Here is a 15053-nt window from a genome sequence, read left to right as displayed (position 1 = left end):
GAAAGGCTGATCATTTATGGATAAACTGAGCGTTGCCGTCATCGGCTGCGGATACTTTGGCAGCATGCACGCCGAAATCTACGCCACCGAGCCCGGGGTGCGCCTCGCGGTGGTGGCCGACCTTGAGCGCACACGTGCAAACGCCCTCGCCGGGCGGCTCGGGTGCGAGGGCACCGACGACTGGGAGGCGGCTCTCTCCCGCGCCGATGTGGACGTCGTCGACGTCTGCGTGCCGGACAGCCTGCACACCGGGGTGGTGCTCGCCGCCCTGGCGCAGAAGAAGCATGTGCTCATCGAAAAGCCCCTGGCCGACACCCTGGAAAACGCCAAAATCCTCCTCGACGCGTGCGAGGGCTACCCCTATAAAACGATGGTCGGGCACATCTGCCGCTTCGACATCCGGTACGAGCGCGCCTATGAGGCCATCCGGGACGGGACGCTCGGGGAGATCATCTACATCTCCTCCAAGCGCAACTCCCCCACCCTCGGCGCCAAGCGCTACGCCAGACAGTGCAAGCTGATCACCCACAGCGGGGTGCACGACATCGACCTGGTGCGCTGGCTGACCGGGCGGGAATTTGAGAACGTCTACGCCGCGTCGCGCGCGGTGCGCATGTGCAACGAGGGCTTTCCCGGTGCACTGGATTCGATCCAGGCCGTCTTCAAACTTCAGGGCGGGATCACCTATTCGCTGGAAAACACCTGGGCGCTGCCGGACAAATATCCCAGCTATATTGACGCGTCGATGCAGATCGTGGGCACCAGGAGCGCCATTACCATGGACTTCGGGGACCAGGGGTACCGGGTCTGCTCGAACGAGGGGTGCGAATACCAGGACGTGAGCTACTGGACCGAATCCTTCGGGGTGCGTAAGGGCGATTTGAGGCTGGAGCTTGTGCATTTCCTCGACTGCGTGCGGTACGACCGCACGCCCCGCTGCTCGGTGCGCGACGGGTACGAGGTGGCCTACGCCGCCATCAAGGTGCTCGAAAGCGCCGAGCGCGGCGAGGTGGTGTCGGTCCGGGGCGAGGGGTGAGCGGGATGGAAACCCTGCTCTCCCTCGATTTCGGAACAGGCGGGGTCAAGGCGCTTCTCTCTGCCCCCGGTGGGCGGCAGCTGGCGCTGCGCCAGGAGGGCTACCCCTTTTCCCGCAACCAGGGCGGCCATATGGAACAGGACCCCCAGGACTGGTGGCGCGCGGCCGTTGCCGCCTGCGCCGCGCTGCGGCAGGAATTCCCCGGGGAGTACGCCGGGGTCTGCGCCATCGGCCTTTGCGCCCAGATGCACGGGCCGGTGCTGCTGGATGGGCACGGCGAGCCGGTGGGGGGATGCATCACCTGGTGCGACACCCGCTGCGCCAAGGAGGCGGCAGGGCTCCAAAAGCTGCTGGGCGAGACGCTCTTTGAGCGGCTGCAAAACCCGGCCTCCTGCGCCTACACCGCGCCAAAGCTCCTCTGGCTGCTGCGCCATGAGCCCGAGCGGATGGAGCGGGCCGCCACGGTGCTCTTCTGCAAGGACTACATCCGCTACCGACTGACCGGGGAGCTGGCGAGCGACCACACCGACGCCTCGGGCAGCCTGCTCTACGATTTTGAAACCAACGCCTGGAGCGCCGAAGCTATAAGGGCGCTGGGGCTGCGCCCCGCCCTCTTCCCCGGGCTGCTGCCCTCCTTCGCCGCGGGCGGCTCCCTTTGCCGGGAGAGCGCCGCCGCCCTCGCGCTGCCGCAGGGGATCCCGGTGGCGGTGGGCGCGGGGGACCTCGCGTGCAGCGTGCTCGGCAGCGGGCTGACACAGGCGGGCGAAGCGCTCTTAAACCTCGGCACCGCCGGACAGGTGCTCTCCCTCGGCGCGCCGGGCGCCGGCTGTGCGAAGGGGAGCTATCTCTTCTCCTTCCTCTCCCCCGGCAGCCGGTTTTCGCTGTGCGCCCTGCCGAGCGCCGCCTACTGCCTGCGCTGGTTTTTGGAGCAGGTGGGGGAGCTGCCCGCCCGGGATGAGGAGGAGGCCGCCCTCTCCCCCTTCGCGCGGCTGGACCGTTACGCCGCCGAGAGCGAGCCGGGCGCGCGCGGCCTCCTCTTCGCGCCATATCTAAATGGCACCGGCAGCCCCTACTTCGACGAGGGGACCCGGGGGGCCTTCCTAGGGCTCGGCAGCGGGCACACCCGGCAGGACCTCTGCCGCGCGCTCCTCGAAGGGGTGGGCTACGGCGTGCGCGACTGCTTCGAGGCGCTGGGGGGCGCCGGACGGATCCGCACCCTCTGCCTCTCGGGCGGCGGGGCAAGGAGCGGCCTCTGGCGGCAGATCCTGGCGGACATTCTGGGGCACGACCTGCTGCTCCCCGCCGGGGAGCAGGCCACGGCGGCGGGCGCCTGCCGGCTCGCCTACCTGGCCGCCTGCGGCCAAGCGCCGGCCCCGTCCGGGGACGGCATGGGCGGGGAGCGGGTGGCCTTTAGCCCCGCGCAGCACGCGCGCTACGAGCGGGAATACCGGCGTTACCGCAGGGCCTATCCCCTCCTGCGGCAGCTGCGGGAGGATGCATAAAAGGACCCGGGAAAGGCAAATGCCTTTCCCGGGCTTTTTTGTCAGGGGTTGAGGATGAGGCAGTAGCGTATGGGGCGGCTGATAGTTGTGACTCCACGACCTAGACTACCGCTTGCATTTACCATGGCATAGTAGCCCCTTCCAGCATCATTGCGCAGCAGGGAATCCCCGCCATATACCTCTCTAACCAGGCTACAATTATTGACTGTTACCCCGTTCTTCGCAAAATAGCTGAACTGCGTGAGGGTGGGGAGTTCCTTCTCGTCTACAGCGTAGTCGCCGTTGCTCCCGTAGACTTCTTTTGCGCTCGGCGCCCACGCCATACCATAACCGGTTCCTACCGTCTTGTGCGGTGATATCTTCGCTTTTTGCTCGGCAGTAAGAGGAAGAGAATCGTAAAAGCTTCTGGCGCCGTTATACCAACCGGTCACAGCTGCTCCACTAAAATTCGCCAGCAGCACGACCGAGCCGGTGTTGCCTCCGAAGTCCTCGCCGTGGTCGTGGATTACCCACCAGCTCTTACCTCCCCAGGTGATTGTCTTGCCCTCCTCCATGGAATTGCCGCTGTCGTCCACCGGGGCGTTCGACTGGACCTTTACCGGAATGGTCTTGGAGAGTCCGGCGTTCCCGGCGGCGGTCGCCGTGATGGTGGCCGTCCCCACTGCCACGCCGGTGATGGTGACGGCCGCCCCGCTGCCGCTGCTGCCGGGGCTTACCGTGGCTACCGCCGGATTGCTGCTCGTCCAGTTGATTGTCCGGTTGTCGGCGTTCGCGGGTTGTATACTCGCGCTCACCGTGGTCGTTTCCCCGGCCTTGACGGTTGCCGTGGCGGCGCTGACCGTGATCCCCGTCACCGCCTGCCCGACGCTGATGTTCGCCGTCGCGCTCTGCCCGCCCCCGCTGGCCGTGACGGTGGCCGTCCCCTTACCTTGCGCCGCCGCAGTGGTGGAACCCCCCGCCGCCGGCGAGAGGGAGAGTACCCCGTTGTTGCTCGACTGCCAGCTCGTCAGCGGCCGCGCGCCGCTGGGCAGGCCGGAATAGACGGCGCTGAGCGCCGCGCTCGCCGGACTGCCGTCGTGAACGAGGTTCTTTGCCCCGGTAATACTCAGACTGCCGTTTGCGATGGTGTAGACCGTCACCGGGATGCTCCCCGTCTTCCCCGCCAGCGTGGCGGTGACGGTCGTCTCCCCCGCCGCCACTGCCCTGACGTTCCCATTTTGGTCCACCGCCGCAACGCCCGGATTCCCGCTCGCCCAGGCGGGCTGCGGGGGACTGGGCGGCGACGGGGTGACCGATATGCTCCCGCTCAGGTTGGCGCTATTCGGCGTGCCATTGGTATAGAGCACCAGCCTGCCGTTCACGATGTACTGGTAGCTCCCGTCGGCGGGGTCGTCCGGGGGCTTCACCGTGATGTCCTCCCCGCTCCCGCTGCCGTCCCCGATCTGGTAGACGGTGACAACGCAGCTGTCCGAGAGCAAGCCCCCCGCCGTGGCGGCGGTGATGGCCGCCCTGCCGGGGGCCTTGGCCACCACCCGTTTCTGATTCGGCTGGCCGGGGACCTCCTGCAATTCCACGATCCCGGTTTTATCCGTGCTCCAGCTCACCGGGGTGGCCTCGTCCCCGGGCGAGAAGAGGGCCGCCACGGTGAAGGCGGTCTCGTCCGCCGTCCCGGAGGTGAAGAGGGTGTAGCTCTCGGGGGTGACCCAGAAGGCCGACCCCTCGCTCCCCCCGCCCCCGGCGGGCACCACCGTCACGCTCATCGAGCCGGTAACCGTGTCGGCGCCCTCGTAAATGCTGGCCGTGACGGTCGCCGTCCCGCCCTTGAGGGCGCTGATGGTAACGCTGCGGTCATTCGCCCCGGGGATGATGGACAATACCGCCTCGTTGCTGCTTGCCCAGCGCACCGGGGAAACATAGTCCTGGTGGGGAGAGAGCGCCGCGCCCACCGTGGCGCCCTCTCCCGCCCGCAGGGCCGCGGGGCCCGAGAGGGCGATCGACTTCACAGCCGGGTAGGTGTGGCGCACCGTTTTTGTCGCCGGGGCCCGCAGGCCGGGCTGGTCGGAAACCGAGGTCACGGTGATCTCGTAGTCGGTATCTCTCTGCGGCGGCGGAACGAGCGGGATTTCGGCCCGGCCCTTCGCGGGGTCGTAGCTGCCGGCGATGGGCGGCTCGTCCCCGGTTTTGGCAGTCACCAGAAAGCTTGCGATCTGCGAATCACCTGAAGAGAGCGGGATGAAGATCTTCTCCGGCCCGGCCGAGGCGGCCGCGCCGCGCGCAAGCGCGAGGGCCGCCGCCGGGGTGTTGCGCGGCGCGGCGCCCTGGGGCACCCGCTCCCCGCCGCTCTCGCCGAGGGTGGCCCCGGCGGGCAGACAGAGCCCGAGGGTCAAAGACAGGGCCAGCGAGAGACAAACTGCCCTGCGGGAAACGAGCTCCTTCACGGTACCACCACCCCGGTGCTGACCTCCCCGATCGAGAAGTCATCCAAAGGAATTTTTTCTTCGTCCGGAATGATCCAGTCCCATTTTTCAGCGAGGGCGTATTCCTCCTCGCTGAGCTCCCCGCGCTCAAACATCGCGGTGTAGATTCTCCCCAGGGCCTCGCGGTCCCCGGCGGCGATCAGGCCCGGAACATCCGGTTTCGGATGTTCCGGGCTGCCGCCGTTTCCCCCCGACGAAAATCCGCCCAGGACGCACAGCGTCAGCGCGGACAGGATGATGGCAAACAGTTTCGTTTTCATGAAAATCCCCCTTTTAAGAAAGACCGTTAGCAAGGCCTTCTTGGGGTCGTTTTCTTCGCGGGAACCCGCCGAAAACCACCAAATTCCCTTGCATTTTTCGCCAGAACAGGATATACTTAGAAAGAACTGGAAGGGTCTGGGGGTTTTCCTCCACCTTTATATGAGTTTACATCATAATATGACCGCAAGCAGGCCTTGCTTGCGGTCTTTTTCATGTCCTGGCATAAAAGGGCCCGGGAAAGGTTTTCGCCTTTCCCGGGCCCTTCTTATATTTTATCATTGTGCCAGGCTTTCGATCTCCACCGTCGGGTCGCAATCGGCGGTATAGTCCACCCCCGGAATCGCGAAGCCGAACATCTGATAAAAGTCCTCCCAGTACCCGTCGATGTCGGCCAGCTGCTCGACGCCCCGTTCATCCAGCGTCCCCCACATCCGCTCGATCTCCTGCTGCACCTCGGGGAGCATCTCGAGGTCGTCCAGCCGCAGCTGGCCGTCCGGATCCAGCACCGGGGATGCCGAATAGAGCTTGTCGTGCAGCAGCCGCCACATCTGCTCAATGCACCCCTCATGCAGGCCCTTTTGCTTCATTACCTTGTAAAGCAGCGAGATGTACAGCGGCACGATCGGGATCGCCGCGCTCGACTGGGTGACCAGCGCCTTGTTGACCGAGATGTAGCCGCGCACCCCCGGCAGCCCGGCGGTGATCCTCTTCGCCGTGTCGTACAGGTCCCGCTTGGCCTGCCCGATCGACCCGTCGAGGTACATCGGGTGGGTCAGCACCGGGCCGATATAGGAATAGGCCACCGTCACCGCCTGCGGGGCCAGGACCCCCTCGCGGTGCAGCAGGGTCATCCAGTCCAGCCAGTCCCCGCCGCCCATCACCTTGATGGTGTCCTCGATCTCCTCCCCGCTTGCCGGCTCGATGGTGATCTCGGAGAGCTGGCGGCTTCGCAGGTCGATGGTCTTGTTGGTGTAGGGCTCCCCCACCGTTTTGAGCACCGAGGAGACCACCGTGCCATCCGGCATGGTGCGCCGGGGAGCCGCCAGCGAGTAGACCACCAGGTCCACCTGCCCGAGGTCCTGTTTAATCAGCTCCACCGTCTGCGCCTTCATCTCGGCCGAGAACGCGTCGCCGTTTAAGGTTTGGGCGTAGAGCCCGTCGCGGTGGGCGAACTGCTCGAAGGCTGCGGTGTTGTACCATCCGGCCGACGCGGTGCGCGAGCCGCTGGCGGGCTTGTCGAAGATGATCCCGATGGTGGCGGCATCGCTGGAATAGGCCGCGGCGATCCGCGAGGCGAGGCCGTAGCCGGTCGAGGCGCCGATGACGAGCACCCTTTTGGGCCCCTCGGTTTTGGGGCGCGCCTTCACATAGTCGATCTGGCGGCGCACGTTCTGGCGGCACCCCTCGGGATGGGCGGTGGTGCAGATAAACCCTCTGACTTTCGGTTCAATAATCATATGTGTATCTCCTTTGATGATCGGTATCCTGTTTAAGCGCCCAGCGCCCGCTGCGCCGGGGGGAAGGTCTCATTCAGCACCCGCTGGATGTGCGCGGGCCACTGGTCGGAGGAGATTCCCTCGACGGGCAGCGCCCGCTCATAGAAGTCGCGCAGCTCGCCTCTGCCGAAGTCGCCGCCCGCTTCACGCAGCGCCCGGATCCCCTCGAGCAGCTGGCGCAGCTGGGCTATACTCAGCGGGACGATCTTCTGCGGCCGGCCCTCGAACTCGTAGCGCGCCGCCATGAAGAAGGTGTTGCAGGTGTCCCGGTGCAACCGCGGCGAGACGAAGAGGCAGTAGTTGTCCTGGTAGCCGCTGCGCGCCTCATAGTCGCGCAGGTGCCGCTGGACCGGCTGGCCCTCGTTGTACCACTGGTCGCGGGAGGTGAGCATGGTCACTTCGCAGATCCCGCCATAGTCGCCGTAGTCGGTCTCGATGTCCGCCTTGTCCCCCGGGGCGGTGAAGGTGGGCTCATTGTCGTCGCCCATCGGGCAGTTGGGGATGATCGCCTTGGCGTCCCCGATGGCCTGAAGCGCCAGGCGCGCCCACTTTTCCAGCGCCACGCTCGGGCGCTCGGGCTGGTGGGTGATATTCCCAAGCGCGTCGATGATGCGCGCGAACTCCTCGCCCTGCCGCAGCCGCCGCGAGAGCGAAAGGTTTTGCAGCCGCAGGCGCTCGGCGCGCAGGAAGCGGATCCCCTCTTTGAGCGCCGCCACGTCCTCCCCGAGCGGGTACGCGCTCTCCGGCAGCCCGAGCTCCCGGCAGAGCGCGCCCAGCTCCTCGGCGATCCCCAGGGCGATTCTGCGCAGCTGCCGCGCGCTCTCCCAGGGCAGCGGATAGCTCTCGTAATCCGAGAGGTAGCGCACGTACTCCTCCTTGTCCGCGAAGGACCGCGCGGCGCCGCAGTCGGCGCGCAGCAGCTCATGAAGCTCCCGCTGGCGGCGCGGCTCCAGGTCCACGTAGTATCCCCCGCCCCGGATATAGATATACTTGGTCAGGCGGAAGTAGCGGATCGCGTTGTCGGCGTAGTCCCTGATGTTCTGCTCATTGGCGTTTTGATAGTCCCGTAGCCAGGTGGCGATGGTCTGCAGGTAAAATTCATGCTGGGCGTTCCGGTCATGCGCGAGCTCCTCATAGCGCGCGCGGAAATCGAGCAGGGCGCTGGCCGCCCGCTCGACGTCCCGCCAGCTGCAAAGCGACAGGGCGAAGATCCCAAACTCGGTGCGGGAGATCCCCTTTTGCTTCTGGCCCCGCTCGGCGCACAGCCCGTTGACCCGGCTAATGAGCTGCAGCGTCGCCACGAAGGGCTTCACATCGTATCCCGCACTGGCGGCGAACTGGTTGGAGAGGGGGTTCGGGTACTGCCACTTTAAGAGGCTGCGAAAACAGACGTCGTCCACCTCTTCCTCGCCCAGCAGCAGGCGATGCCCCACCTGGGAGATGGCGATCCTGCCGTCCAGGATGAAGGCCAGCCCCCATTTTTCCAGGGGTTTAAAGGAGGTGCGCCCGCGCATCGGCGGGTCCTGGTAATTCTTCTGCCTGAAGATTTCACTTGCCTCGTCGTAGGTCATCTCATAGAACGGGTCGCCGAGCATTTCCCGCTGCCGTTCGCTCAGCCCCCCGTCCCCCGGCCGGTAGAGCCGGTTTTGGATCAGCAGGGTCTGGAAGCGCACCTGGGTCTCGTTGTTCCACTCCCTGCCCTCGAGCTGCTGGAGCGTCGCCAAGAAGTCGCGGATGCGGTAGGGGTTTCGCACGGTGGTGGACATGCTCCAAAGGCGCTTGAGCCCCGGCTTGCCTTCGCCCGGTTCCTCCACCAGCGCGCCCGAGGCGTCGAGGGAGTAGTTGGTCACCAGCACCTCCAGCGCGCCCGAGGTGCGGTCTTTGGTCTGATAGCTCGCGTTGGAATAGCTGTATTTGAGATCGGCCACCTTATAGCGTCCCCCTTTCGATTTGAGCCAGGAAAGCAGCAGGTCGTTCTGCCGCCCCTTGCTTCGCAGCACGTTCGAGAGCGCGAAGGGAACCCCCCTTTTATCCAGCTCGTCGAGGAAATCGAAGAGGGCCCGCTCCTCCCGCTCGCCCCAGCCGCCCTGCTCGTTGTAGGTCGCGCAGGCGATCAGATAGGGCGGGTCGGCATAGACGAAATCCCCCTTATGGAACATCGACGGATCGAGCCGCCTAAAGTCGCTGCACAGGAACTCATAGTCTCCGCTCTGCAGCCGGTCGATGAAGGAAGAGAGCTTTTGGGTCATCTTATTATTGAAATCCCGCTTGCCGGGCGGAAGGTTAAACTCCCCGCGCTTGTTGAAGCGGATCTGGTTGTTGAAGGAAAAAACGATCAGCACATAGAGCATGATATAGTAGCGCGCATCCCTGAGCGGGTAACGGTTGAAGTCCTCCCGCAGGCGCAGATAGCCCGGACGGTTGTATTCGGCCAAACCGTTGGCGCCGTCGCAGCCGTAGTGCTCGTAGCCGTGCTCGCTCACCCGCGAAAGGCCGTAACGGTCGATCAGCTCCCCGACCAGGCGGAAGGTTTCCTCCTTCGGCAGGGTGCGCAGGGTCTCGTAGAGGGCAAGCAGCGGCGCGTTGTCGTCCGAAAAAAGCACCTTCGAGCAGCCGCAGGAGAGCCCGACGTTGCATCCCCCGCAGAACAGGTCGACAAAGCGCTCCACCCCCTTCGGGAAGTGGGGCAGCAGCTGGGGCAGGAGCTTATATTTGCCCCCGGTGTAGTTGAGCGGCGAGGCCATCTGCTGCCGTTCGGGGCGGCAGATGCACAGGAAGAGCCGCTCGGCGTTCTCGCTGATCTGGCTCTTGCCCGCCGAGAAGGCCCGGTAGCCGGTCGAAAAGACCTTGACCTCCCCCTTGCGGCGCAGGATGCGCAGGATGTCCTCGTCCGAAATCTTGGCGTTCGAGCGCTCGTCCCCCTTGCGCCCCATATTATTATAGGAAAGCAGGATGTAGCGGGCGTTGATGTGCCCGACCAGGTCCGCGAAGGCGGCGGCCGCCTCGCGGGTGCAATAATCGCTCTTGAGCGCGGCGCGGTCCATCTTGCGCGCCACCCCGTGCACCGGCGGGCATTCCCAGCGCGCCACGTTTTCCAGCAGGTGGTAAGCGTCGCAGTACTGCCGCGAGTTATACGGCGGGTCGATGTAGACAAGGTCGGCCTCGATGTGGCGCACCAGCTCGTTTGCGTCCTCGCAAAATACCCGGCTGCGGGGGTTCTCCCGCTCGGGGGGCTCGGGCAGGCAGAGCTCGAACGGGCGGGATAAATCCCCCCCCTTGCGGTAGGCGTCGTAGTGCCCGCAGGTGTTGGCAATCTTGTCCATCGCGTACAGCAGGCTGGTGATCAGCAGGGCGCGTTCGCGCACGCCGAGCTCCCCCGCGCGGTAGCGCCGCTCGATGTCCTCCCGGATGTAGCCGATCTTACGGCAGACCGCGCGGCTATAGTAGGTGTCCCCGAAGTTGCGGGACATGTAGTTCTCCTCGTCCACCTCGGCGGCGTTATAATGGCAGATCAGCCGGATCAGCTTGTCCCTGTCGTACGCCTCGCCCGAAAACCAGGCGGTGGCGCAGATGCAGTTGTGGGCCATGTTGTCGTTGAGGGTGACCATCTGCCGCGGAAAGGCCGAGGCGACCACCCCGGTCCCCGCGAAGATGTCGGCCACGGTGTGCACCCCCTCGCACTCCTGGCGCACCACCCTTTTAATGAAGGGCAGCAGCTTATACTTGCTGCCCAGATACCGCCGGTTTTGGATCTGCACCGTCTTGCAGGGCAGGGGCTCGGGGGGGCGCTCCTTCCTTCTTTGCGCGAGCGCCGCGCGCAGCGCGCCGAGGTGCTCCTCGTCCCAGAGCCGGCGCCCTCCCCGCTTCTGCGGCAGGGGCACCGCTCCGCTGCGTTGCAGGTAGTAGAGCGTCGAACGCGGGATCCCCAGCTCCCGGCATACCTCGACGGTGGTGAGCAGCCCCATTTCCCGCGCCCCCTTTCTGCAACGTTTTTTAACCCTTTTTGCACATTGTACCATACATTTTGGGGGAAAACAACCGGTTTTCCCCCAAAAACAGGGCAAAAACCGGATGCAAAGGGCGCGTCTTCTCTCTGCGAGCCGGCGATTGATTCCGCGCCCTTTTGAGCGCCTACCGAAAGGGGCGGCAGATTCTATCTGCCGCCCCTTCCTTTCTGATGCCCGCTCCCGGGATACGCTTCCTATCCCCGAAAGCCCTATTCCCAGGCGCTCAGCGTGCTGACGAGCGAGCCGCAAAGCTCCCCATCCGGCCCGTAGAAATCAGCCTTTACCGCGGCATTTTCCGGGTCGAGTACCGTGGCGCTCACCCGGCCGGACTCGGTCAGCTCGGCCGTCTCGAGCGAGATCCCCCGCGCGTCCACCGCGCTGACCACCGCGCGCACCGCATGGTTGCAGAGCATGACGTCAAAGGCGGCCTCCTCGCCTGCCCGCCAGACTTTATTGATATCGTGCCCGGCGATCGAGAGGCCGTACAGGTCCACGGTGAAATGCCAGGCCTCGGGGTTATCAATCGCTCTTGACACGGCCCCGTTGCCCGAGGAGGTAAAGCAGCCCGCCTCCACCCTGACCCGGTAGCTGTGCCCCGCCTTGGGGTCCTTCGGCAGCACGATCATGAAGACGGTACCCTTGTCCTCCTTTGTGGTGATATTCTGCACCAGCAGGTCGTTTTGCACATCCACCTTGCAGAGAACCGAGCTGGTGCCGTCGTCGGTCACGGTGATATTCCCCTTGCCCACCGACACGTCGTCCCGCACGAAGCTCATCATCAGGGTGTTGACCCCCACCGGGACCATGGTATATTCGTCCCCCTCATAGGTGTGGGGCTGGAGCATGACGTTGCCCACCCGCGGCTCCTGCGCGGCGAAGGCGCCAGAGCACATCCCGCAGCAGAGCGCGGCGGCCGCCAGCAGGGAGAACAGTTTCTTTTTCAACTTCCGATCATCCTTTCCCGGCCGCGGGGCGGCCTTTTTCTACATTTTACCATTTCCTTCGGCAAATTTCCATACCCCGGTCAAATTTCGGCGCCGGCGCCGCGGCAGCCGCTTGCCCTTTCAAATATTTTCCCCCTGCCGCTGTCCAACCGCATAGAAATTGTGCTATAATAGCCGCATACGGCTCTTATTTTTTGAATCATTACATCTCTTTCGGAGGTTCCCATGCAGCTTGCCGTTTATCTCGCCGTCGTCTTTGAAATCATCTTTGTCAACCTGCTGACCGCAGACAGCTGCTCCAAGCGCCGGTATTCCGGCGCTATCACCGCGCTGTCCCTGGCCGGCTTTTCCATTGTGCTGGTCGCCGCAGCCATGCTGCTGCTCGGCCTGCTCCCCTTCTTCGGCAACGGCAACGGGCTGTTCGTTTTTTTGGGCTTTCTCTACCTGCTGCCGCTGTATAAACTCTATGAAGGGCCCTTGCGCCGTTGCATCATCGTCATGTGCTGCGCCTGGATCTATACCCTGTCGGCCTTTGCCGTCTCGGTGCATCTCTCCAAGGCGCTGCACCCCGGCGAAGGCTTTGAAAATGTCGCACTGCTCGTGCAGAGCGTCATCTTTCTGCTGCTGACCCCGCGTTTTCTGCGTTTCGTGCGCCGGCGCTTCCTGCCGGTGCTGGAGGGGATGGAACAGAGCACCAGCTTAAACCTGCTGAAAACCAGCATCTGTTGGTTCGTCACCATCTTTTGTATACACTTCGCCTTCGTCTTTCCGCAGTACATGGTGCTGCGCCTGCTGGCCCTTGTGGTGACCGCCTACAACGCGCTGCTGTGCTACCGCCTGCTGGACACTACGGTCAGCGGCGCGCAGCGTATCCGTTCCTTGCAGCGCACCGTCTATTCCGACAGCCTGACCGGACTGCGCAACCGGCTTTGCCTCTACCGCGACGCCGAGGCGCTGCTGCGCGACAAGCGGCCGTTTTGCTTCCTCTATCTCGACTTGGACCGCTTCAAGACGGTCAACGACCAGTACGGCCACCTCGTGGGGGACGAATACCTCATTGCCTTTTCCAAGGCCGCGCAGACTGCGCTCGGGGAGGACGGCACTTTGTACCGGATCGCCGGGGATGAATTTTCCGCGCTTTGCCCGTTTGGGGAACCCGAGGCCCTGGCGCGGCGGCTGGCCCAGGTCTCGCCCAGCCTCGGGCGCAAGCCCTTTCTGGGGGTCAGTGTGGGCTGCGCGCGCTATCCCGAGGACTCCGGCAGCCTCGACGCGCTCATCGGCCAGGCCGACAGCGACATGTACCGCCGCAAGCGCCTCAAGTACCCCGAAGAAAAATAACCGGAGATGATCCTTCATGCAATATAAAATTGGCGCGGCCTTGCTGGCCGCGCTGGGCGCCCTCTTCGCTGTGACCGGCTGCGTCTCCCGCGAAGGGACGCCTCCCCCGCAAGGCGGGACCTCCCTTTCGATGGAGTCCCCTTCCGAATCCTCGAAGGAGGAGAGCGCCTCCCAGCCGCCCGAGACCGAGCCGGTGGGGGTGTTCGATTACGAATCCATGACCCATCTCCCCGAATTCATGCAGGCGCTCGAGCGCGGGGAAAACCTGACCGGCTTCTGCCTGCGCCGCGCGGTGATCGACCCGCAGCAGGTAAACGCGCTGCTCGCCGCCTGGAAGAACGGGGGCGACGCCGAGCTCGCCGTCACCGACTTCTCGGCCTACGACTACACCCGCCACCGCCTGCAGGTCAAGGGCGGCGTCCTTTCCGTCTCATCCGTCACCTACCCCTACGGCAGCGGCCAGGAGAGCGGACGCTTTGAAAACCCCGACGTGCCGTTTATGGAGCTGCTCTCCAACGCGGTGCTCTACCTGCGCGACGGGCGGGAGGGCGGGGACCTCGCGCTCGACTTTCGCGGCGAGGACTTCGGGGACGAGCGGCTGGCGGCCTATGACCGTTACCTGCGCGATCTCGAATTCAACCTCCTGGGCCAGACCTGGGAGGCCGGGCTGCCGCAGACCTATGCGGGGCAGATGGCCTATTACTTCGAGCTGAGCTACGGGATGGACCGGCTCTGGCAGGACTACCCGCAGGGGGACTTCCCGCCCGAGGTCTTCGAGGGCGTGATCCAGGAGCACTTTCCCATCTCGTCCGCACAGCTGCGCGCCGGTACGGGGATCTGGCGGGAGGCGAGCGGGACCTATCACTACGAGGGGGGCCTCGGCGGCGCGTATACGGTGACCACCCGCGTCTTCGAGATAAAAGAGGAGGCGGACCGGCTGCTGATCGTCTACGGCTTCGATGACTTCGACCTCGACGCCGGCTATACCTACCTGGCCGGGGACGAGGGCCGCCCCGCGATCCAGTCGCGGCCGGAGCGCTACGTCCTTTCGGTGCGGCCCAAGGAGGACGGCGGCTTCGAGTACCTCGCGAACCAGGAGATCGCCCAAAACTAAAAAACGCCGTGGCAAGCAGGATTACTTGCCACGGCGTCTTCCGTTTATTCCGACAGGGTCAGAGGCGCCAGGGAAGCGCCGCACACCCGCATAAGGTCGGCGGGTGAGAGCTCGACCTGGTGGCCGATCTTCCCGGCGCTGACGATGATGGTCCCCTGCCCCTCGCAGGAGCTGTCGAGCACGGTGCGGTAGGGCTTTTTCATCCCCACCGGGGAGCACCCGCCCCGGATATAGCCGGTCACCGCGTTGATGTCCTTGACCGGGATCATGGAAACCGACTTCTCCCCCACCGCGCGGGCGGCGGCCTTCAGGTCGAGCTCGCGCGCCACCGGGATCACAAAGACGAAGTAACCGCCCGAGGCGCCCTTGGTCACCAGGGTTTTAAAGACCTGGTCCGGGTTTTGCCCGAGCTTGTGGGCGACCGACACGCCGTCGATCGCGCCGTCGCCGGTCTCGTATTCATAGGTGCGGTAGGGCACCTTTTCCCGCTCGAGGATGCGCATGGCGTTGGTTTTGAGGTTTTTCTGCGGCATGGCGGGGCCACCTTTCCTGCTCGATGAGAATATTATAGCATAACATGCTGTCGTTGGCTATCGCCGCAGGGGAGGACTCCCGGGCGGCCGGGGGCCGGAGCTGTTCACCGGCCGCAGACCGGTGGTGAGATTGCGGGGGCGAAACCCCGCAACGGCATTGCCGCCCGCTGCAAAAGAAAAAGACGGAGCACTTCGCTCCGCGAAAGAATGGCGGCCCTGCCGCCATGGGAAAACCCCTTGATAGGGTTTCCCCACGTGCCAACGTTCCACTGGAACGTCGGCACTCCCCTTCCTGATCTTTGGGGGGTTATTATAACCGCGGGCGTCAACACCCCGGAAAGGACC

At 64.7% G+C, this 15053-nt stretch carries 10 protein-coding genes; 4 read left to right on the top strand and 6 right to left on the bottom strand.

The features are described from left to right. Positions 1–16: 16 nt before the first annotated feature. Both EDD78_RS12550 and EDD78_RS12545 read left to right on the top strand, forming a co-directional pair. Entirely contained in the window at positions 17–1036 is a 1020-nt protein-coding gene (locus EDD78_RS12550) for a Gfo/Idh/MocA family protein (protein WP_132085173.1), read from the top strand. A gap of 5 nt (positions 1037–1041) precedes the next feature. Beyond that, positions 1042–2538 (top strand): xylulokinase, encoded by a 1497-nt coding sequence (locus EDD78_RS12545; protein ID WP_132085172.1) that lies wholly within the window; start codon positions 1042–1044, stop codon positions 2536–2538. A gap of 41 nt (positions 2539–2579) precedes the next feature. On the opposite strand, the gene EDD78_RS12540 is transcribed toward EDD78_RS12545, so the two are convergent. From EDD78_RS12540 to EDD78_RS12520, 5 genes are all read right to left on the bottom strand, one after another. Next, positions 2580–4976: an Ig-like domain-containing protein gene (locus EDD78_RS12540; protein ID WP_132085171.1), complete on the bottom strand. Its 2397-nt coding sequence runs from the start codon at positions 4974–4976 to the stop codon at positions 2580–2582. Next, positions 4973–5275, bottom strand: a complete 303-nt coding sequence (locus EDD78_RS12535) for a hypothetical protein (RefSeq protein WP_079697912.1) — start codon at positions 5273–5275, stop codon at positions 4973–4975. The genes EDD78_RS12540 and EDD78_RS12535 overlap by 4 nt, the downstream gene beginning before the upstream one ends. A 276-nt stretch (positions 5276–5551) precedes the next feature. Further along, positions 5552–6733: an enoyl-ACP reductase FabV gene (gene fabV, locus EDD78_RS12530; protein WP_132085170.1), complete on the bottom strand. Its 1182-nt coding sequence runs from the start codon at positions 6731–6733 to the stop codon at positions 5552–5554. A gap of 32 nt (positions 6734–6765) precedes the next feature. Beyond that, the gene (locus tag EDD78_RS12525; protein ID WP_132085169.1) at positions 6766–10737 is read right to left on the bottom strand and encodes an AlwI family type II restriction endonuclease; all 3972 of its coding nucleotides are present in this window, start codon (positions 10735–10737) and stop codon (positions 6766–6768) included. A 251-nt stretch (positions 10738–10988) separates the two neighbouring features. Further along, the gene (locus EDD78_RS12520) at positions 10989–11723 is read right to left on the bottom strand and encodes a hypothetical protein (RefSeq protein WP_132085168.1); all 735 of its coding nucleotides are present in this window, start codon (positions 11721–11723) and stop codon (positions 10989–10991) included. A gap of 225 nt (positions 11724–11948) precedes the next feature. On the opposite strand from EDD78_RS12520, the gene EDD78_RS12515 reads away from it, so the two are divergent. Beyond that, positions 11949–13061 carry a GGDEF domain-containing protein gene (locus EDD78_RS12515; RefSeq protein WP_132085167.1) on the top strand — a complete coding sequence of 371 codons (1113 nt, stop codon included), beginning with the start codon at positions 11949–11951 and terminating at the stop codon, positions 13059–13061. 16 nt (positions 13062–13077) lie between these two features. Next, positions 13078–14175: a hypothetical protein gene (locus EDD78_RS12510; protein ID WP_132085166.1), complete on the top strand. Its 1098-nt coding sequence runs from the start codon at positions 13078–13080 to the stop codon at positions 14173–14175. A 44-nt stretch (positions 14176–14219) separates the two neighbouring features. Here EDD78_RS12510 and ybaK read toward each other — a convergent pair whose 3' ends face one another. Further along, positions 14220–14708, bottom strand: a complete 489-nt coding sequence (gene ybaK / locus EDD78_RS12505; protein ID WP_132085165.1) for a Cys-tRNA(Pro) deacylase — start codon at positions 14706–14708, stop codon at positions 14220–14222. Between the last annotated feature and the right edge of the window lie 345 nt (positions 14709–15053).

This window comes from Harryflintia acetispora, assembly GCA_004340125.1.
Taxonomy (GTDB): Bacteria; Bacillota; Clostridia; order Oscillospirales; family Ruminococcaceae; genus Harryflintia; species Harryflintia acetispora.
The sequence above is the reverse complement of the archived record's forward strand: the minus strand, read 5'-3'. Positions and strand labels throughout refer to the sequence as shown.

Bases quoted from the DNA above. Each gene is read 5' to 3' on its own strand.
- EDD78_RS12550 (WP_132085173.1), top strand. From the start codon at position 17: ATGGATAAACTGAGCGTTGCCGTCATCGGCTGCGGATACTTTGGCAGC.
- EDD78_RS12545 (WP_132085172.1), top strand. From the start codon at position 1,042: ATGGAAACCCTGCTCTCCCTCGATTTCGGAACAGGCGGGGTCAAGGCG.
- EDD78_RS12535 (WP_079697912.1), bottom strand. From the start codon at position 5,275: ATGAAAACGAAACTGTTTGCCATCATCCTGTCCGCGCTGACGCTGTGC.
- fabV (WP_132085170.1), bottom strand. From the start codon at position 6,733: ATGATTATTGAACCGAAAGTCAGAGGGTTTATCTGCACCACCGCCCAT.
- EDD78_RS12525 (WP_132085169.1), bottom strand. From the start codon at position 10,737: ATGGGGCTGCTCACCACCGTCGAGGTATGCCGGGAGCTGGGGATCCCG.
- EDD78_RS12515 (WP_132085167.1), top strand. From the start codon at position 11,949: ATGCAGCTTGCCGTTTATCTCGCCGTCGTCTTTGAAATCATCTTTGTC.
- EDD78_RS12510 (WP_132085166.1), top strand. From the start codon at position 13,078: ATGCAATATAAAATTGGCGCGGCCTTGCTGGCCGCGCTGGGCGCCCTC.
- ybaK (WP_132085165.1), bottom strand. From the start codon at position 14,708: ATGCCGCAGAAAAACCTCAAAACCAACGCCATGCGCATCCTCGAGCGG.